Origin of the sequence: Nocardia sp. JCM 34519.1, from assembly GCF_020361265.1 — a bacterium.
In the GTDB taxonomy this organism is placed as follows: Bacteria; Actinomycetota; Actinomycetes; order Mycobacteriales; family Mycobacteriaceae; genus Nocardia; species Nocardia arthritidis_A.
Map to the genome: position 1 here is coordinate 51,941 of NZ_JAIRBR010000012.1, position 16,919 is coordinate 68,859.

The following is a 16,919-nucleotide window of genomic DNA, read 5'->3' on the forward strand; positions in this document are numbered from 1 at the left end:
CCCGTCCCCGAACTTCGCCGAAATCCGCCAACTTTCGACGACGAAGCGCCAGAATGTGCGGCGCTCCGGGGTCGGAGCACCGTCAGCGGATGACGTCGTCGGCGCGGGGTTCGATGGTGGAGGGCGGCACCAGGGTCCAGTGTTCGAGTTGTTTGCGGATCTGTTCGGCGGCGTCGATATTGAGTGGGCCGCTGGTCCACATGGCGTAGGGGAGGTTGAGGAAGCGGTTCTCGGTTACCGCGCGCAATCGGTTGATACCCGGTTTGGCGCGCAGGAGCGCGACCTTCTCGGCGAAGGACTGGGGTGGGTAGTCGACGAACATGATGGCGTCGGGATCGGCCGCGGCCAGCCGTTCCCAGGATGTCTTCACCCAGGTGTCCGGCACGTCGGCGAGCACGTTGCGCCCGCCCGCGGCCTCCAGGATCGCCTGTGGCGCACCGTAATCGCCACTGGACATGATCGAATCGCTCGCGCTGTCGAACAGGAAGATGTTCGGGCGGCGCTCGGCCTGCGGCGCGGCGCGCAGCGCGGCCAGCCTGCGGTCGAGGTCGGCGGTGAGTTCGGCGGCGCGTTCGGTGCGGCCGGTGATCGCGCCGAGGTTGGTCAGGTCGGTGCGCAGCGCGGTCCACGGTTCGACCAGCCCGCGCTGGCGCTCACCGGGGTGCTGACGGCAGCTCTCGGTGAGGACGTAGGCGGCGATTCCCTGCTTGCGCAATGTGTCCGGGGTCAGGTTCTTGGCCTCGTCGTACCCGTAGCTCCAGCCCGCGACCACGACATCCGGCCGCTGGGCCAGCACGGTCTCCAGCGACGGATACCCGGGGGCAACGGATTTCAACGCGTCGACGGCGGGACCGTAGTGCCTGCGCAGGGTTTCCGCATCGCGTTGCAGGCTCGACACCGCCGCCACGGAATCGGTCGCGCCCAGTGCGAGCGTCATCGAGATCAGGTTGCCATCGTTGACGAACATCCTTTTGGCGGCCGGAAAGCGTTGTTCCGCATCGCAATTGCGAACGGTCAGCGTGCCTGCCGCGGTCGATTGCCCGCCGCATGCGGTCAGGACCAGCGCGATGGCGAGCAGTACGGGTATGCGCTTCATGATCTGGCCTCTCGTGCCGTGATGATGAGATGGCTTGCGCCGGTATCCGGTTCGGGCACACGCAGTGCGCGCACTCCGAAGACGGTGTCGAGCACCTCCGGTCGCAGCGCCGTCTCGGGTGGGGTGAGCGGATGGGCGGCGCCGTCGTGCAGCACCAGGATCCGGTCGCAGTACCGGTCGGCCAACGCCAGCTCGTGCAGCGCCATGACGACGGTGCGGTGGAGGTCGCGGGCCATGGCGAGCAGTTCCAACCGGTGCGTGATGTCCAGGTGGTTGGTCGGCTCGTCCAGCAGCAGCACTGGCGTTTCCTGAATCAGGGCCCGCGCCAACAACACCCGCTGCCGCTCACCGCCGGAGAGCCGGTGCACCGGCCGGTCGGCGAACCCGGCGAGATCGACCGCCGCCAGCGCCTCGGCCACCATCGCGCGCTCGCGCCGTGACCCCGCGCCCCACGGCGGCAGATACGGTGTGCGGCCGAGCGTGACCACCTCACCCGCGAGCAGGTCCGTCGGCGGCTGCTCGTCCTGCGCGACGAGTGCGACGGTGCGTGCCCGCTGTCTGCCCGAAAGTTCGTGCAGCACTTGACCGTTCACCAGAACTCGGCCGAGCGCCGGTTTTCGCACGCCCGCCAGGACGTGCAGCAATGTCGATTTGCCGGTGCCGTTGGGGCCGACGATGCCGATGGTCTCACCAGGCCGAATCGTGAACGACACCCGAGACAGCACGGTTCGTCGCCCGGTCGCGCAGGACAGCCCATCCACCGCGAGCTCGGCCGGTTCCGGTGCGGCACTGGGGATCATGCCGCGCCGAACCGGTACTGCCGCCGTCCCAGCAGTACCAGGAACGCTGGCGCGCCGATCAACCCGGTCAGCACGCCCACCGGAATCTCGGTCGGCCGCACCAGGATTCGGGCGGCGGCATCGGCGATCACGAGGAACGACGCGCCGCAGAGCGCGCAGACCGGCAGCAGGCTCCGGTGTCGCGCCCCGACCAGCAGCCGGGTGGCGTGCGGCACGACCAACCCCACGAACCCGATACCACCCGATACCGCGACGAGCACGCCGACCAGCACCGCGAGCAGACCGAACAGCCCGATCCGCAGCTCACGCACCGGAACCCCCACCGCCGCCGCGGTATCCGCGCCGAGATGCAGCGCGTCGAGCCAGCCGCCGGCCAGGCACAGCGTCGCCGCGCTCACCGCGACAACGCCCAGGGGCAGCGCGATCCGGGTCCAGTCCGCGCCCGACAGGCTGCCGAGCAGCCAGAACAGCACCGATTGCGCGGCGGCCGGATCGGCGCTGCGGAAGATCAGATAGCTGCTGAACGCCGCGAAGGCCGAGCCGAGCACGGTGCCGGTGAGCACCAGCCGCAGCGGCGTCAAACCGCCCTGCGCGACGGCGATCAGGAATACCAGCGCCGCCGCCGCGAACGCCCCCACCAGCGCGCCGCCGGACAGCGCCCACACCCCGGCCCCGGCGAACAAGCCGGTGGTGATCACCGCCGCCGCGCCGACACCGGCGCCGGAGGACACCCCGAGCAGATACGGATCGGCCAGCGGGTTGCGCACCAGTGTCTGCATGGCCGCACCGGCCAGCGCCAGACCCGCGCCGACGATCGCCGCGAGCACGGTGCGCGGCACCCGCAGCTGCCACACGATGGTGTCCAGTCCGGGATCGGTGGGCGTGCGGCCGGTCAAGCGATGCGCGAGCACGTCGACGACGGATCGGACGGGCAGGGTTTCGGCGCCGAATCCGGTGGCGGCCACCATCGCGGCGATCAGCAGCAGCGCCAGCACGGGCAGGGCGATCGATGTCCGGACGCGGATCATCGCGGCTCCACAGGCAAATCGCGGCCTTTCGAGTTCGGGCCGGCGGGGGAGGTCTGACTTTCGCCCGAGGGCGATCACAGTGGCGCGACCGTTCCGGATTCGAACCGGATTCCCGCACCCGCCGATAATGACGCCCGAACTCTACCGGCCGGTTGGATTTCCGCGACACACCGGGGCTTTGGCGAGCTCACCGACCCATCCATACCCTGAAGACATGTTGCCGATGGACGAGCGGCACCCGTCCACCGTCAGCGATTGGGACGACGCGCGTCGCCGGGCCCGCCTGCGGGAAACCCGCATCGGACACGATTGGCACCGGTTGCGCCGCACCCGACTGGCACTACTGCGGGTTGCCGCGCTCATGCTGGCCGTGCTCATCGTGGTCGGCTACTACTGGACCGCCGACGTCAACCCGGAGCGGGAACGCCTGGCCCGCACCCGGCCGTCCATCATCGCCGTCAACACGCCCGCCGATCCGAAGAACTGGGATACGGTCGTCGTCGATATGGTCGGGCTCGGAAATCTCGACGCCACCAGTACGGCCGCCGCCCTGCCCGCGCTGGACCGGATCGGGATGGTGTGGGCGATCCGCTACGACAATCAAGGTATCGACACCAAGGTCATCGCCGACCTGATCGTCCGCGCCGCCGAGCAGGCGGCGCTGAAAAACATTGTGCTGGTTGGCCACAGCATGGGTGGGGTGATCGCGCTGGAGGTGGCCAAGCACATCCGCAACGAGAGCGATCGCAGGCTGGTCGGCGTGATGCTGGACTGCACGCCGGTGGACCTGAACGCGGTTCGCCCGGAGAGTCGCAGCGCGGGAGAGGATCTGGTGCGCTGGGCGGGTTGGCTGCCCGGCGCGCGGGAGAGCCGGCTGCTGCGGATACTCGCGGAAACCTATGCGCGCCGCGACCGTTTCCTGCACGTGAGCCCGGAAGGCTTGCCCGACATCGGGTTTCGCGAGCTGCGCGATGTCGAGGTGGAGATATTGCGGGATAAGATCCTGTCCCGCGACGTGGCGAGCAACGGTCTGATCGAGGCCCAGTTCGCCGCCATCGTGGCGGGCGGCGCGGCCGACGACCTGCGCTCGCTCGCCCGCCCGCTGGACGGAAAGCCGCGCCCCGCAATCATTTTCATCCGCCCACGGGATCCGGATCGGGACATGGTGGTGGATGACGAATACTCACACCGGGTGCTGATCGATATCTCCGGCGGGGTGAACGGCACCCTGCTCGTCGTATTCACCAGGACCGGGGGCCACGCCAACCCGATCTCGCGTCCGGTGGAGTACAACGACATCATCGAGAATCAGATCCTGCCGTTCATCCAGCGGTATCAGCTGCAGATGCGGAACGCGAGCGGCAACGCGGCCGGACCGCACTGAATTTCAGCGCACCCGCTCGCCGAGCAGATGCCGCACACCGGCGATGAACAGCTGCAGCCCGAAATCGAAACGTGCGGTGGCATCGGGTGTTTCGTACAGCGGCGAGGCGTCCTCGGTCAGTGCGCCCGCGGAGTCCATCTGCATCCGCGACTGCTCGTCGACCGTCTGGCCGAGCACGTAGTACAGCACCGTGTATCCGGCCAGCTCCGCCTCGTGGCGCGGCATTCCGGCGCGAATCGCCGCGCCCACCAAGCGTTCTCGGCCCTTGCTTGTGGTCAGCCTGGAGGCGTAGGTGGCCGAGACCAGTTCGGCGCCGTCGCGGTAGGCGAGCAGGCAGCCGCGCAGCCGATGCGCCAGTTCGCCGATCTGGCCGGACCATTCGGTCGCGGTGACCGGATCCTCCATCGGCGCGAGTATCTTGTCGGCCACCGCGCCGAGCAGCGCCTGTTTATTCGGGAAATGCCAATACAGTGCCCCCGGCTGCACCTGGAGCGATCCGGCGAGCCTGCGCATGGTCAGATCGGCGAGCCCGTACTGGTCGAGGATGGCGATGGCGCCGTCGACGACGTCGGCCCTGTGCAATTGCACCCGAACTCCTCCGCTCCCTGATCGCCGCGTGCGCGATCGTGTTTTGACTCACTGTGGACGCTACCCTAGCCTGAACGCTGTTCAAGTTTTATCGCGGCGTTGTTGAATGAAACGGCCCAGAAGGGATTCGCGCAGTGACCCAGGCACCCGTCCACACCGACATTCTGGCGGTCGCCCGCGAGCAGGTGCTAGAGCAGGGCGTCGGATTGACGATGGAGCAGACCCTCGAGGTGCTCCGGCTCACCGACGACCGGCTGGAAGATCTGCTGGCGTTGGCGCACGAGGTGCGCATGAAGTGGTGCGGTCCCGAGGTCGAGGTCGAGGGCATCATCAGCCTCAAGACCGGCGGCTGCCCGGAGGACTGCCACTTCTGCTCGCAGTCCGGGCTGTTCCAGTCCCCGGTGCGCGCGGCCTGGCTCGACATCCCGAGTCTGGTGGAGGCGGCCAAGCAGACCGCCAAGACCGGCGCCACCGAATTCTGCATCGTCGCCGCCGTGCGCGGGCCGGACGAGCGGCTGATGGCTCAGGTCGCGGCGGGCGTCGAGGCGATCCGCAACGAGGTCGATATTCAGGTCGCCTGCTCGCTCGGCATGCTCACCCAGGAACAGGTCGACCAACTCGCCGCGATGGGCGTGCACCGCTACAACCACAACCTGGAAACCGCGAAATCGCATTTCCCGAATGTGGTCACCACGCACACCTGGGAGGAGCGCTGGGACACCCTGCGCATGGTGCGCGAGGCCGGTATGGAGGTGTGCTGCGGCGGCATCCTCGGCATGGGCGAGAGCCTGGAGCAGCGGGCCGAATTCGCTTCGCAGCTGGCCGAATTGGCGCCCGACGAGGTGCCGTTGAACTTCCTGAACCCGCGGCCGGGCACCCCCTTCGGCGATTTGGAGGTGCTGCCCGCGGCGGAGGCGTTGAAGGCCGTGGCCGCCTTCCGGCTGGCGCTGCCGCGGACCATTCTGCGCTTCGCGGGCGGGCGCGAGATCACCCTCGGCGACCTCGGCGCGAAACAGGGCATCCTCGGCGGCATCAACGCCGTGATCGTCGGCAACTACCTGACGACGCTCGGCCGCCCGGCCGAAAAGGATCTGGATCTGCTCGGCGAATTGAAAATGCCGATCAAGGCGCTCAACGAAACGCTGTGAATTCCGGCGCCATGAGTACTGTCATGGGTATGGACGAGCGCTACAACCCGTTCACCGGCAAACGGATCGAGCAAGGGCTCGAGAATCCGGTCCCCACCGCCGCCGCGCTGGGACTGGAACCGCCGCGCTACTGCGAACACTGCGGCAGGCGGATGATCGTGCAGGTGCACCCCGAGGGGTGGTGGGCCAAATGCTCCCGGCACGGCGTAATCGATTCGGCCGGACTGGAATTGCGCTAGTGGGGGCGCGCGAGGTACGAGCGGGAGTTTTCATCGTCGGCGCGATCCTGCTGGCCAGTGCGGTCGGCGGGGCGTTGTGGGGCTGGTTGGCGCCCGCCGAACAATTCCTCGTCGTCGAGCCGGGACGCGGCGCGGCGCTGACGGGGGAGAGCGTGCATCAATTCGACGCGGTGGCCATCTTTCTGCTGATCGGTGCGGTCACCGGATTCCTGTCCGCCGCCGCGGCGTGGCGCTGGCGCGGCGCGCGCGGGCCGGTCATGCAGCTCGCGCTGCTCATCGGCTCGTTCGCGGGCGCGGTGGTGATGGGGAAATTCGGCGAGCAGGTGGCGCAGTGGCTGCATCAGCGGCCGCACGATCCGGCTGTCGGCCAGATCGTTTCACTACCACCGGAATTGGGCACCTGGCCGGCGTATCTGATTCAGCCGCTGGTGGTCTCGCTGGTGGTGTTCTTCCTCGCCGTGCTCAGCCCGACCGAGGATCTGGGCACCGGGAACTACCGCTGGTTCGGCGACCCCGAAAATCCGGACGCCGCAGGCGCTTACGATCCATATCCGGTGTACACCCCGTACGGCCCGGTGGGCGACGCCGGGGTGAACACCGGAACCGATTCGCGCTGAACCGTTTCGCGCTCAGCGGAACGGCGGTTCGTCGAAGGTGCGCAGCTTGCGGGAATGCAGCCGGTCGCCCTCGGCGCGAAGCAATTCCACCGCGTTGATGCCGATCTGGAGATGTTGCGAGATCGCGCCCTCATAGAACCGATTGGCCTGACCGGGCAGTTTGATCTCGCCGTGCAACGGTTTGTCCGATACGCACAGCAGCGTCCCGTACGGCACCCGGAATCGGTAGCCCTGTGCGGCGATGGTGGCGCTCTCCATATCGATCGCCACCGCCCGGCTGAGGCTGAACCGCAGCGCGGACGCGGAATAGCGCAGCTCCCAGTTGCGGTCGTCGGTGGTCACCACGGTGCCGGTGCGCAGCCGCCGCTTGACCTCGGCGCCGGGTAAACCGCTCGCCGCCTTCGTCGCGTCGTACAGGGCGCGCTGCACCTCGGCGATATTGGGAATCGGAATGTCCGGCGGCAGTACCGAATCCAGCACGTGGTCGTCGCGCAGGTAGGCGTGCGCCAGCACGTAGTCGCCGATCGCCTGGCTCTCCCGCAGCCCGGCGCAGTGGCCGATCATCAGCCAGGCGTGCGGTCGCAGCACCGCGAGATGGTCGCAGATGGTTTTCGCATTGGACGGCCCGACGCCGATATTCACCAGTGTGATGCCGCGTTTGCCCGGCGCCATCAGATGCCATGCCGGCATCTGATGCTTCTGCCAACCGAGATCGCCTGGCACATCGGTGTTTTCGGCGGTGATGACGCCGCCGCCCGCGCAGGACAGCGCATCGTACGGGCTGTCCGGATCGGCGATGCGCTCGCAGGCCCAGCGCACGAATTCGTCGACATAGCGGTTGTAGTTGGTGAACAGCACGAACGGTTGGAAATGTTCGACCGGCGTCCCGGTGTAGTGCCGCAGCCGGGCCAGCGAGAAATCGGTGCGCAGCGCGTCGAAGTGATTGAGCGGGAACAGATCTCCCGAGTTGAATATGCCGTCGGCGGTCTCGTCGCCGATATTCGCCAGGTCGGTGGTCGGGAAGTGCCGTGCGATGGCGGCGCTCAGCGACCGGTCCGGTACCAGGGAATCGTCGATGACATACGGGAACGGGATCTCCTGCCGCGAGGGCAGCACCTCGATCCGCACCCGGTAGTCCCGTTCGATCGTCGCCAATTGTTCGGCCAGGTAGGAGCGGAACAGGTCAGGGCGGGTGACGGTCGTCGCGTAGCTGCCGGGGCGGGTGAATCGGCCCCATGCGCGCGATCTGTTTTCCGGCTGTTCCGCTCCATCCCAGCTCAGGCGCAGTTCCGGATAGACGAACAGTCCGGCGGCCCGCGCGCTCGGATCGGGCGGGGTGCCGTGTTCGACGAATTCGGCCAGCGCCTGACGCAATGCGGCGATCGATTGCCGGTACAGCCGGTCGAGGGCGTCCAGCGCTTCGGCTCCGGTCAGCGCGGTGGGCACGGTAGCTCCTTCGGGTCGTTCGAAGTACTAGTCGGTCTGATTCGACCCTATGCGGGTCGCATCGCCGACGCACACCTGTCTGCCACGGCCCGAAAAATAAGTGGAGAGTCCGGGAATGCCTGGTTACCCTGGGCCGTTCCCTGTAGGGGAAATCTGGAACGGGGAGGTCCGATGGTCAAGATGGGTGAGCGCGCGCCGAGCGGCGCGACGCTCGAAAATCCAACGGAGCGCGCCGATCTCACCGCCTGGCGGCGGCGGGATGCGCTGCGGCGCAGCAGTGCGGCCCAGCCGCTGCCGAACAAACGGCGGTATCGGCGCGGGAGTAAGCATCGCAAGGCGGCGTTGGAGGCATGAGGGCCCGGTCCGGAGAGACCGGGCCTTTTGCGTTGTGGCGCAAGGCGTTCAGGCGCGCGGGCGTAAGGCCGCGAACTCGTCGGTGACCCGGATACCCGAATCGGTGTAGCGGTATACGGCGGCCGGTCGCCCGCCCGCGCGGCCGGGGGCGCGCGTCTTGCCAGTGGGGGTTATCACATCACGGCGGGTGAGCACGCGCTGCAGGTTGGTCGTATCCACGTCGTATCCCAGTGCCGCGCAATAGATTTCGCGCAATGTCGACATGGTGAAATCGGCGGGGGCCAGTGCGAAGGCGATATTGGTGTACGAGAGTTTGGCCGCGAGGCGGGTGCGGGCGTGTTCGACGACGATGCCGTGGTCGAAGGACATGGCGGGCAGCGCGGAGACCGGATGCCACGCGGTATCGCCGGGCAGTTCCGGCTCGGCGGTGAGCGGGACGAGGCCCAGATAGGCCGACGCGATGCGCCGCGGTCCCGGGACGCGGTCCGGCGCGCTGAACACCGAGAGTTGCTCGAGGTGTGCCAGCTCGCGCACGTCGACCTTCTCGGCGAGCTGGCGGCGTGCGGAGGTGTCGAGGTCCTCGTCGTCGCGCAACCGACCGCCCGGTAGTGACCAGGTGCCCTTCTGTGGGTCGAGTGCGCGCTCCCAGAGCAGGACCGCCAATTCGGGGCGCTGGGTGCGGTGCAATGTCTGCGCCGCCGGGGAGGAAATGTTCCTACCTGCGGTGATGTCGGCGGGGAAGCGGCGAACCTGGAACACCGCGGTGAGCGTTTCGTGGATGGTGCTACTATGGGGCACGTTTTCGATTATAAGTCGAAAACCTGGTTTGGTGCGAATCGGCGCTGTCGCCGACCGCACGAGGAAGGGAGCCATCATGGCGACTTCGGCTACGAAGCAGGCGCCCCCGCTATCGGGGCAGGTGTTCGACGGGCCCGGTGGATACACGGGCGTCGAGGCGACCCCCGAGTGGGCGAGCGAGGTCAAGCGACTCGCCCGCGAACGCAACGCGACGATCCTGGCGCACAACTACCAGCTGCCGGAGATCCAGGATGTGGCCGACCATGTGGGCGATTCACTCGCCCTGTCCCGCATCGCGGCGGACGCCCCCGAGGACACCATCGTGTTCTGCGGCGTGCATTTCATGGCGGAGACGGCGAAGATCCTCAGCCCGGACAAGACCGTCCTCATCCCCGACCAGCGGGCGGGCTGCTCGCTGGCCGACTCCATCACCGCCGCCGAATTGCGGGCCTGGAAGGCCGAATTCCCGGACGCGGTGGTCGTGTCGTACGTCAACACCACCGCGGAGGTGAAGGCGCTCACCGATATCTGCTGCACCTCGTCCAACGCGGTGGATGTCGTCGCGTCCATCGATCCGGACCGCGAGGTGCTGTTCCTGCCGGACCAATTCCTGGGCGCGCACGTCAAGCGGGTCACCGGCCGGGAGAATATGCACATCTGGGCGGGCGAATGCCATGTGCACGCGGGCATCAACGGCGACGAACTCACCGAGCAGGCGCGCACCCACCCGGGTGCCGAACTGTTCGTCCACCCCGAATGTGGTTGCGCCACTTCGGCGCTGTACCTGGCGGGGGAGGGCGCGTTCCCGGCCGACCGGGTGCACATCCTCTCGACCGGCGGCATGATCGACGCCGCCAAGGCCGCCAAATCGAATCAGGTGCTGGTGGCCACCGAGATCGGCATGCTGCACCAGCTGCGAAAGGCCGCGCCCGGCATCGACTTCCAGGCCGTCAACGACCGGGCCTCGTGCAAATACATGAAGATGATCACCCCGGCCGCGCTGCTGCGCTGCCTGGCCGAGGGGCGCGACGAGGTGCACGTCGATCCGGAAACCGCCGCGCGCGGCCGTGATTCGGTGCTGCGGATGATCGCGATCGGCAATCCCGGTGGTGGTGAGTGAGATATGGATATCGGGACGATCGCCTGGGAGGCCGAGGCGGATCTGGTGGTGGTCGGCGGCGGTGTCGCCGGTCTCACCGCCGCCCGCACGGCATCACTGCGCGGCCTGCGGGTGCTCACGCTCAGCAAGGGCGGGCCGAACGACACCTCGACCCAATACGCCCAGGGTGGGATCGCGGTCGTTGCGCCGCACGGGGATTCGGTGGACTCGCATCTGCAGGACACCATGGAGGCCGGGGCCGGGCTCTGTGATGTCGATGCGGTGCGGTCCGTTGTCTCCGGCGGCCGCGACGCCGTCGCGGCGCTCACCGATCTGGGCGCCGTCTTCGATCTCGGCCGGGACGGCCGGATTTCGCGCACCCGCGAGGGTGGACACAGCGCGCGGCGCATCATTCACGCCGGCGGTGACGCCACCGGCGCGGAGGTGCAGCGCGCGCTGAACGCGGCCGGGTTGCCCGTGCTGTTCGGCACGGCGGTATGCGAGATCGTCACCGGCGCCGACGGAGTGTGTGGCGTTATCGCGGTGTCCGACAAGGGTTTCGGATTGGTGCACGCCCCCGCGGTGCTGCTGGCCACCGGCGGTCTCGGACAGTTGTACGCGCTGAGCACCAACCCGCCGGGCGCCACCGCCGACGGCATCGCGCTGGCACTGCGGGCCGGTGCGGCCGTCGCCGATCTCGAGTTCCTGCAATTCCATCCGACCGTGCTGTACACGCCGGGCGGGCTGGGGCGGCGGCCGCTGATCAGCGAGGCGGTGCGCGGTGAGGGCGCGGTGCTGGTCGACGCCAACGGCGATTCGGTCACCGCGGGTGTGCATCCGCGCGGTGATCTGGCGCCGCGTGACGTGGTGTCGCGAGCCATCGCCGCCCGCATGCGGCTGCTCGGTGTCGACCACGTCTATCTGGACGGGCGCGCGATCGACGGTTTCGCACAACGCTTTCCGACGATCACCGCATCCTGTCTGGCGGCGGGCATCGATCCGAGCGTCGATATGATCCCGATCGCACCGGCCGCGCACTACCAGTGCGGCGGCGTGCTCACCGATACGGACGGACGCACCGAGGTGCCCGGCCTCTACGCCGCCGGTGAGGTGGCACGCACCGGCCTGCACGGCGCGAATCGCCTGGGCTCCAACAGTTTGCTCGAGGGTCTGGTGGTCGGCGAGCGTGCGGGCGCCGCGGCGGCCGAACGTCGCGGGATTCGCGCTCGGGTGACCGAAATCACCTGCACCGCAGGGGAGTACGTCGACCGTGCGGACCTGCAGCAGCTGATGAGCTCGCATGCCGCCGTGGTGCGCGAGGGCGACGGGCTCGCGGTGGCGCTCAAGACCATCGACGCCGCCGCGCGGCCCACCCTCACCCGGCCGGACGACGATGCGGCACACCAGATTTCGGCACTCGAGGACGCCGCGCTCACCCTCACCGCGCGCGCCCTGCTCACCGCGGCGACGGTACGCACCGAAAGCCGCGGCTGCCACACTCGATCCGACTATCCCGGCCGCGAGGATTGGCTGCGCCAGAGCCTGCCCATCCGGCTGACCCGCGAGGGCCGCCCGCAACTCGCCGCCGCCCGGCCGCCCGCGAAGCCATAGGAGTGCCCCATGACCCTCGATCCGAATATCGACCGCGACGAGGTGCTGCGGCTGATCCGCACCGCCCTCGACGAAGACCTGCGCTATGGGCCCGATATCACCACTGCCGCAACGGTTCCCGCCGACGCGGTGGTCAAGGCGGCGATGGTGCCCCGGCAGCCGGGGACCGTCGCCGGGCTCGACGTCGGACTGCTGGTGCTCGACGAGGTGATCGGCGCGGGCGAGTACGAGATCACCGACCGCGTTCCCGACGGAACCCGGGTGCGGCCCGGTGAATCGGTGCTCGGGCTCGTCGCACCGACCCGCGGGTTGCTGACCGCCGAGCGCACCATGCTCAACCTGGTCTGCCACCTGTCCGGCATCGCCACCGCCACCGCCGCCTGGGTGGACGCGGTGGCTGGCACCGGCTGCGCGATCCGCGACAGCCGGAAAACCTTGCCCGGCTTGCGTTCCCTGCAGAAGTACGCGGTGCGGGTCGGCGGCGGCGTCAACCATCGGATGGGGCTCGGCGATGCCGCGCTCATCAAAGACAACCACGTCGTCGCGGCCGGTTCGGTGGTCGCCGCACTGCGCGCGGTGCGCGAAATGGCGCCGAATCTGCCCTGTGAGGTGGAGGTGGACAGCCTCGAACAACTCGACGCGGTGCTCGCCGAGAACGTGGAACTCGTTCTGCTGGACAACTTTCCGCTCTGGCAGACGCAGGCGGCCGTGCAGCGGCGCAATGCCGTCGCGCCCGCGACGAAGCTGGAATCGTCGGGCGGGCTGACCCTGGATTCGGCCGCCGACTACGCCCGCACCGGCGTCGACTATCTCGCCGTCGGCGCGCTCACCCATTCGGTGCGCGTGCTGGATCTCGGTTTGGATATGTAGCACAGTGGCCGCCTTCACCGAAAGATGAAGGCGGCCAGCGTGTTAGCTGTAGAAGTAGTACCAGCCCGCGCCCTCGGGCTGATTGGTCAGGTATCGGCAGGTGTAAGCGATGCCGGGATCGCCGCCGTGGCTGGAGTGGTTCATATCCTCCGCCGCCTGGCACTGGCCCAGGCTCGGCTGCGGTCCGTGCCACGGCCCGGCCGCGGCCGCCGTGGCCGCGGTGCCGACCCAGATGCCGGACACCATGAGCGCACCGGCAACGATTTTCTTGAACAAGGTGGAGCCTCCTTCGATCGAGATCACTGCGGCAACGCTATCGATCTCGACCGGGAGAATCCGGGGCCCTGACAAACAGTGGCAGTAGCTATGGCAGTCTCTGCCTGAAGGGATTTCGCAGATGAGCACCCGCTATGACCGAACCGGCCGCACGTATTCACGGACCCGCCAACCGGATCCGCGCATCGCCGCCGTGCTCGATGCCGCATTGGTCGGTATGGCCTCGGTCGCGAATATCGGCGCGGGCACCGGATCGTACGAACCCGCGACCACGGTGGTCGCGGTCGAGCCGAGTTCGGTGATGATCGCCCAGCGCGGGCCCGGCCTGGCTCCCGCGATCCAGGCGGTGGCCGAAAACCTGCCCATACCAACCGATTCCGTAGACGCGGCGCTGGCGATCCTGACCGTGCACCACTGGTCCGATCTCGCGGGCGGCCTGGCCGAACTGCGCCGGATCGCACGCCGCCGGATCGTGCTGCTCACCTGGGATCACACCGTCACCCGCGAATTCTGGCTGCTGCGCGAATATCTGCCCGCCGCGGCGGAAACCGATGCGGCCCTTGCCGTTCCGGTGCCGGAACTGGTCGCGCTGCTGGGCGATGCGACGGTCACACCGGTTCCGGTTCCGCACGACTGCCTGGACGGGTTCGCCTGCGCGTACTGGCGTCGTCCCGAGGCGTACCTCGACGAGACCGTCCGCGCCGGCGCGTCCATGTTCGCGCTCACTCCCGAATCCCGGATGCGCGACGGCCTGGCGGCCCTGCGCGCGGATCTCGACTCCGGCGTCTGGGCCGCCCGGCACGCCGATCTGCTCGACGCGCAGACCCTCGACCTCGGCTACCGCCTGATCACCGTGGATCTCTGATTCCTGCCCCGGAATGCGGCATGGGTACGGCCTCGCTGGCCTATTCGCGCGCCGGGGCGGATACCGCGCGGAAATCGGTGCGATTCGGTTGTTGACCACGCGGCGATTTCGCGCTGGGATATGCCGGTGGCGCAGCGGTGGTGGGACCTGCCGCCGGCGGCCGGTTCATTCGTCATGGCCACCGGCATCATCTCGATCGGCCTGCACCTGACGGGGTTCGCGGTGCCCTCCCTGATCGCGCTCGGGCTGGCCGGTGCGGTGTGGCTGTTGTTGGCCGTCGACTTCTGTACCCGGCTGATCTGGGATTTCCCGCGCTGGTCGGCCGAATCGGATACCCCGCCCGCACTCACCGCGGTGCCCGCGACCACCGTCCTCGGCACCCGGCTGGCGCTGCTCGGCTGGCATCGGATCGCGGTGATCCTGCTGATCGTCGCCGCGGTGGTGTGGCCCGTGCTGCTGGTGGCGGTGATCGGGCACTGGCAGCGGCAGCTGCCGGGTGCGGCGTTCCTGGTATGCGTTTCGACGCAGGGGCTCGCGGTGCTCGCGGCGACATTATCGCTTGCGGGCGTTGCGGATTGGCTCATCGTCGCGGCGCTCGTGCTGTGGGTGCTCGGGCTTTGTCTGTATGCCGTGGCCCTGCGGCGCTTCGACCTACGTCAGGTGTGGACCGGTGCGGGCGATCAGTGGGTCGCGGCGGGCGCGCTGGCGATTTCCGCGTTGGCCGCGTCGAAACTCGTTGTCGCACCGCGATGGACCGGTGCGTCGCACGGGGCGCTGCGGATCGCGACCCTGGTCGTGCTGACCCTGTGCGTGGCCTGGTATCTGGTGCTGCTGGTCGCCGAGGTGGCCCGCCCGCGCAACCGCTACGACATTCGCCGCTGGGCCACCGTCTTCCCGCTCGGGATGACCGCGGTGGCCACTCTGAATACCGGTGCGGCAGTGGGTATTCCGGCCTTTCGGCCGATCGGCGATGCGCTGCTCGGCATCGCGGTCGGCGCCTGGCTGCTCACCTGCGCCGCACTCTGGAGAGCCCGCAGGCCCGCGCGGTCGTGAAATCGTTCAGGCGGTGAGTTCCCGCTCCAGCGGGGTGCGGAAGCGCGGGATGGCGCGGACGTCGCCGTACCAGGCGGCCATTCGCTCGGCCTCGGCTTCGATCATCGTTTTCGCCTCGGCACCAACATCTTCCAGTAGCCGGTAGACGATTTCACCGTCGGGCCGCTGCGCCCAGCCGCCGACGATGCGGCCGTCGGACCAGATGGTGGGGCCGATATTGCCGTTGCGGTCGAAGAGCTTCGGGCCGTGTGGGCCGAGGAACCAGTCGCGGGATTGCCAGCCCATCGGCGTCGGGTCGAGGGCGGGCAGCAGCGCGACCCAGGGGTCCGGCGGGGCGACCGGTTCGAGGTCGTCGGCCAGCAGCACCCCGGTGCCGCCGTCGAGATCGACTGTCGCCGTGTCGATTCCGGCTAATGCCTGGCGGACCTCGCCGAGCGTCCAGCCGGTCCACCATTTGATATCGGAGATCGGCGCGGGCCCGAATGCGGCCAGCCACCGCCGAACCAGCTCGGTCCTGGCCTGCGCCGCGCCGAGCCGTGCGACCCCTTGCGGCAGCCAGGATTCGATCGGCGCCCAGGTGTATTGGCTGCTGGCCCAGGTGCCGTTGGGCCTGCCGCGCACGATGCGGCCCTCGACGCCGAGGATGATCAGCACCCAGGTGGTGATGCTCGTCGGGCGCGAATAAGCCTTGCCCGGTGCGGTATTCACCTGCGTGCGCAGCCGCGGCACATCCTTGCTCAGCTGGGCGCCGGTCGCCGAACCGCGGGCCAGCAGCGCCTGATGGGTCTCCGCCTCGACCTCGGCCAGCCAGGCGGAAATATCGCCGCTGACGACGCCGGCTTCCGCGAGGTAGCGCCCGTATACGCGGCGTTGCTTGTCCGCCAACGCATTCGCGCACGAGGCCTGCAGCACCGGCACCGAATCCGTCGGAACGACGAACATGGTGCGCCGCATGGCGAGCATGCGCAGCAGCGTGCGGTCGTCGTAAAGCGCCTTCTCGACGTGGCCCGGTTCGGGCGCACGGCTGCGCGCGGCGACCGACAGATGCACGGTGGCCGGGTCGGTGGCGTGCAGCGCGACCAGCGATGCGGCGATATCGGTCACCGAGTCGGTCCTGGTCGCGGCGGTGAGCCGGTGCCGGATGGCGAGCCGGGCGCGGCGCTCGGCCGCATCAATCGAACGCATAGGCGAATCGTAGTCAGTCGGTGGGTTCCCAGGCGCGAATCAAATCCAGCAGGCCCGGAAAGCGTGCGTCGAGATCCTCGATGCGCACCCGGCTGCGCCGTTCCAGACCGTACTGCTGCTGCCTGGTGACGCCCGCCTCGCGCAACACCTTGAAGTGGTGCGTCATGGTGGATTTCGGCCGGTCGATGCCGAACCAGCCGCAGGTGCGGTCGGCGTCGGGGGATTCGAGCAGCAGGCGCCGCACCATGGCCATCCGCAGCGGATCGCTCAGCGCGCCCATGATGTGTTCGAGCCGCAGGTCGGCGCGTGCGGGCTCGGGCAGTGGGCGGCCGGCCGTGCGGTCCTGGGCGGCGGTGGCGGGCATCGCGTCTCCTGAATTCGTGAATTTCTTGTACGACTTCTATCGTACAAGGTGCTACAGTTCGAATCCTGTCGTACTAGTACGAGAAAATTCGAACTTGT

19 protein-coding genes and 1 riboswitch are annotated in these 16,919 nt (G+C 68.5%); of the genes, 10 read left to right on the plus strand and 9 right to left on the minus strand.

Annotation, left to right across the window (positions count from 1 at the left end; all coding sequences use genetic code 11):
• Nucleotides 1-82 precede the first annotated feature (82 nt).
• Genes LGY53_RS26465 through LGY53_RS26475 form a run of 3 tightly spaced genes read right to left on the minus strand, consistent with a single transcriptional unit; the run spans nucleotide 83 to nucleotide 2,924 of the window.
• Nucleotides 83-1,096: an ABC transporter substrate-binding protein gene (locus tag LGY53_RS26465; protein ID WP_225729431.1), complete on the minus strand. Its 1,014-nt coding sequence runs from the start codon at nucleotides 1,094-1,096 to the stop codon at nucleotides 83-85.
• Nucleotides 1,093-1,896 carry an ABC transporter ATP-binding protein gene (locus LGY53_RS26470; RefSeq protein WP_225729432.1) on the minus strand — a complete coding sequence of 268 codons (804 nt, stop codon included), beginning with the start codon at nucleotides 1,894-1,896 and terminating at the stop codon, nucleotides 1,093-1,095. The genes LGY53_RS26465 and LGY53_RS26470 overlap by 4 nt, the downstream gene beginning before the upstream one ends.
• Nucleotides 1,893-2,924, minus strand: a complete 1,032-nt coding sequence (locus LGY53_RS26475) for an iron ABC transporter permease (protein ID WP_225729433.1) — start codon at nucleotides 2,922-2,924, stop codon at nucleotides 1,893-1,895. The genes LGY53_RS26470 and LGY53_RS26475 overlap by 4 nt, the downstream gene beginning before the upstream one ends.
• Before the next feature lie 28 nt (nucleotides 2,925-2,952).
• Nucleotides 2,953-3,078: riboswitch (cobalamin riboswitch) on the minus strand.
• Between the two features lie 60 nt (nucleotides 3,079-3,138).
• On the opposite strand from LGY53_RS26475, the gene LGY53_RS26480 reads away from it, so the two are divergent.
• Nucleotides 3,139-4,308 carry an alpha/beta hydrolase family protein gene (locus LGY53_RS26480; RefSeq protein ID WP_225729434.1) on the plus strand — a complete coding sequence of 390 codons (1,170 nt, stop codon included), beginning with the start codon at nucleotides 3,139-3,141 and terminating at the stop codon, nucleotides 4,306-4,308.
• A 3-nt stretch (nucleotides 4,309-4,311) separates the two neighbouring features.
• Here the strand turns inward: LGY53_RS26480 and LGY53_RS26485 are convergent, their stop codons facing one another.
• On the minus strand, nucleotides 4,312-4,896 hold the full coding sequence (locus LGY53_RS26485) for a TetR/AcrR family transcriptional regulator C-terminal domain-containing protein (protein ID WP_225729435.1): 585 nt from the start codon (nucleotides 4,894-4,896) through the stop codon (nucleotides 4,312-4,314).
• A gap of 134 nt (nucleotides 4,897-5,030) precedes the next feature.
• On the opposite strand from LGY53_RS26485, the gene bioB reads away from it, so the two are divergent.
• The 3 genes from bioB to LGY53_RS26500 are packed head-to-tail and all read left to right on the plus strand — an operon-like array spanning nucleotide 5,031 to nucleotide 6,900.
• Entirely contained in the window at nucleotides 5,031-6,044 is a 1,014-nt protein-coding gene (bioB, locus tag LGY53_RS26490; protein ID WP_225729436.1) for a biotin synthase BioB, read from the plus strand.
• A gap of 11 nt (nucleotides 6,045-6,055) precedes the next feature.
• A complete protein-coding gene (locus LGY53_RS26495) occupies nucleotides 6,056-6,283 on the plus strand; it encodes a hypothetical protein (protein WP_167473914.1) in 228 nt (75 codons plus the stop codon).
• Nucleotides 6,283-6,900 (plus strand): DUF2567 domain-containing protein, encoded by a 618-nt coding sequence (locus LGY53_RS26500; RefSeq protein WP_225729437.1) that lies wholly within the window; start codon nucleotides 6,283-6,285, stop codon nucleotides 6,898-6,900. Before LGY53_RS26495 ends, LGY53_RS26500 begins: the two co-directional genes overlap by 1 nt.
• A gap of 12 nt (nucleotides 6,901-6,912) precedes the next feature.
• Here LGY53_RS26500 and LGY53_RS26505 read toward each other — a convergent pair whose 3' ends face one another.
• Nucleotides 6,913-8,346, minus strand: a complete 1,434-nt coding sequence (locus LGY53_RS26505; RefSeq protein WP_225729438.1) for an AMP nucleosidase — start codon at nucleotides 8,344-8,346, stop codon at nucleotides 6,913-6,915.
• A 171-nt stretch (nucleotides 8,347-8,517) separates the two neighbouring features.
• Between LGY53_RS26505 and LGY53_RS26510 the strand changes: the two genes are divergently transcribed.
• Nucleotides 8,518-8,700, plus strand: coding sequence for a hypothetical protein (locus LGY53_RS26510; protein ID WP_225729439.1), 183 nt, complete (start codon nucleotides 8,518-8,520; stop codon nucleotides 8,698-8,700).
• Between the two features lie 48 nt (nucleotides 8,701-8,748).
• On the opposite strand, the gene LGY53_RS26515 is transcribed toward LGY53_RS26510, so the two are convergent.
• Nucleotides 8,749-9,498 carry an NUDIX domain-containing protein gene (locus LGY53_RS26515; protein ID WP_308102997.1) on the minus strand — a complete coding sequence of 250 codons (750 nt, stop codon included), beginning with the start codon at nucleotides 9,496-9,498 and terminating at the stop codon, nucleotides 8,749-8,751.
• Nucleotides 9,499-9,574: 76 nt separating this feature from the next.
• On the opposite strand from LGY53_RS26515, the gene nadA reads away from it, so the two are divergent.
• From nadA to nadC, 3 genes are read left to right on the plus strand one after another with little or no spacing between them, the layout of a single operon-like run.
• A complete protein-coding gene (gene nadA, locus LGY53_RS26520; protein ID WP_225729440.1) occupies nucleotides 9,575-10,618 on the plus strand; it encodes a quinolinate synthase NadA in 1,044 nt (347 codons plus the stop codon).
• A gap of 3 nt (nucleotides 10,619-10,621) precedes the next feature.
• Nucleotides 10,622-12,208 carry an L-aspartate oxidase gene (locus LGY53_RS26525; RefSeq protein WP_225729441.1) on the plus strand — a complete coding sequence of 529 codons (1,587 nt, stop codon included), beginning with the start codon at nucleotides 10,622-10,624 and terminating at the stop codon, nucleotides 12,206-12,208.
• Nucleotides 12,209-12,217: 9 nt separating this feature from the next.
• Nucleotides 12,218-13,078, plus strand: coding sequence for a carboxylating nicotinate-nucleotide diphosphorylase (nadC, locus tag LGY53_RS26530; RefSeq protein WP_225729442.1), 861 nt, complete (start codon nucleotides 12,218-12,220; stop codon nucleotides 13,076-13,078).
• Between the two features lie 42 nt (nucleotides 13,079-13,120).
• On the opposite strand, the gene LGY53_RS26535 is transcribed toward nadC, so the two are convergent.
• Nucleotides 13,121-13,354, minus strand: coding sequence for a hypothetical protein (locus LGY53_RS26535; protein WP_225729443.1), 234 nt, complete (start codon nucleotides 13,352-13,354; stop codon nucleotides 13,121-13,123).
• Nucleotides 13,355-13,475: 121 nt separating this feature from the next.
• Between LGY53_RS26535 and LGY53_RS26540 the strand changes: the two genes are divergently transcribed.
• Together LGY53_RS26540 and LGY53_RS26545 are read left to right on the plus strand one after the other, a co-directional pair.
• Nucleotides 13,476-14,219, plus strand: a complete 744-nt coding sequence (locus LGY53_RS26540) for a class I SAM-dependent methyltransferase (RefSeq protein ID WP_225729444.1) — start codon at nucleotides 13,476-13,478, stop codon at nucleotides 14,217-14,219.
• 126 nt (nucleotides 14,220-14,345) lie between these two features.
• Complete coding sequence (locus tag LGY53_RS26545) at nucleotides 14,346-15,272, plus strand: tellurite resistance/C4-dicarboxylate transporter family protein (RefSeq protein ID WP_225729445.1); 927 nt, start codon at nucleotides 14,346-14,348, stop codon at nucleotides 15,270-15,272.
• Between the two features lie 6 nt (nucleotides 15,273-15,278).
• Here the strand turns inward: LGY53_RS26545 and LGY53_RS26550 are convergent, their stop codons facing one another.
• Both LGY53_RS26550 and LGY53_RS26555 read right to left on the minus strand, forming a co-directional pair.
• Nucleotides 15,279-16,457 (minus strand): winged helix DNA-binding domain-containing protein, encoded by a 1,179-nt coding sequence (locus LGY53_RS26550; protein ID WP_225729446.1) that lies wholly within the window; start codon nucleotides 16,455-16,457, stop codon nucleotides 15,279-15,281.
• A gap of 13 nt (nucleotides 16,458-16,470) precedes the next feature.
• Nucleotides 16,471-16,821: a helix-turn-helix transcriptional regulator gene (locus tag LGY53_RS26555; RefSeq protein WP_225729447.1), complete on the minus strand. Its 351-nt coding sequence runs from the start codon at nucleotides 16,819-16,821 to the stop codon at nucleotides 16,471-16,473.
• Nucleotides 16,822-16,919 lie beyond the last annotated feature (98 nt).

Bases quoted from the DNA above. Each gene is read 5' to 3' on its own strand.
- nadA (WP_225729440.1), top strand. From the start codon at position 9,575: ATGGCGACTTCGGCTACGAAGCAGGCGCCCCCGCTATCGGGGCAGGTG.
- LGY53_RS26510 (WP_225729439.1), top strand. From the start codon at position 8,518: ATGGTCAAGATGGGTGAGCGCGCGCCGAGCGGCGCGACGCTCGAAAAT.
- LGY53_RS26480 (WP_225729434.1), top strand. From the start codon at position 3,139: ATGTTGCCGATGGACGAGCGGCACCCGTCCACCGTCAGCGATTGGGAC.
- LGY53_RS26470 (WP_225729432.1), bottom strand. From the start codon at position 1,896: ATGATCCCCAGTGCCGCACCGGAACCGGCCGAGCTCGCGGTGGATGGG.
- LGY53_RS26540 (WP_225729444.1), top strand. From the start codon at position 13,476: ATGAGCACCCGCTATGACCGAACCGGCCGCACGTATTCACGGACCCGC.
- nadC (WP_225729442.1), top strand. From the start codon at position 12,218: ATGACCCTCGATCCGAATATCGACCGCGACGAGGTGCTGCGGCTGATC.
- LGY53_RS26550 (WP_225729446.1), bottom strand. From the start codon at position 16,457: ATGCGTTCGATTGATGCGGCCGAGCGCCGCGCCCGGCTCGCCATCCGG.
- LGY53_RS26475 (WP_225729433.1), bottom strand. From the start codon at position 2,924: ATGATCCGCGTCCGGACATCGATCGCCCTGCCCGTGCTGGCGCTGCTG.
- LGY53_RS26555 (WP_225729447.1), bottom strand. From the start codon at position 16,821: ATGCCCGCCACCGCCGCCCAGGACCGCACGGCCGGCCGCCCACTGCCC.
- LGY53_RS26465 (WP_225729431.1), bottom strand. From the start codon at position 1,096: ATGAAGCGCATACCCGTACTGCTCGCCATCGCGCTGGTCCTGACCGCA.
- LGY53_RS26495 (WP_167473914.1), top strand. From the start codon at position 6,056: ATGAGTACTGTCATGGGTATGGACGAGCGCTACAACCCGTTCACCGGC.
- LGY53_RS26525 (WP_225729441.1), top strand. From the start codon at position 10,622: ATGGATATCGGGACGATCGCCTGGGAGGCCGAGGCGGATCTGGTGGTG.